This window comes from Anaerovorax odorimutans (genome assembly GCF_024459955.1).
GTDB classification, from domain to species: domain Bacteria; phylum Bacillota; class Clostridia; order Peptostreptococcales; family Anaerovoracaceae; genus Hominibacterium; species Hominibacterium odorimutans_A.
In genome coordinates, this window is the sequence record NZ_JANFXK010000150.1 from 1 (window position 1) to 261 (window position 261).

Below are 261 nucleotides of genomic sequence, written 5' to 3' on the forward strand. Positions count from 1 at the left end.
TCAAAATTGCTCAAGGTGTGGTGAGCACCATTATGAAATCGTCCGGGTTTGGCTCTGCAACGAAAACCATGCTCCCAAACGAGATTATCACAGCCGTGGAGGATTGCGGCTTCTTTGAAAGTATCCCGTTGTGGGCCGTAACCTTGATTGGCAGCCTCTTTATTACCGTATTGAGTTTCATTATGATTATGAGCGTCTATGGGCGCTTTTTTAAGTTGTACATGTATACGGCCATCGCACCGGTGCCCCTTTCCTCTTTTG

At 46.7% G+C, this 261-nt stretch carries 1 pseudogene; it reads left to right on the plus strand.

What is annotated here, in order from left to right:
• Nucleotides 1-261: pseudogene (locus NE619_RS18265) on the plus strand (hypothetical protein); the annotation flags it as partial.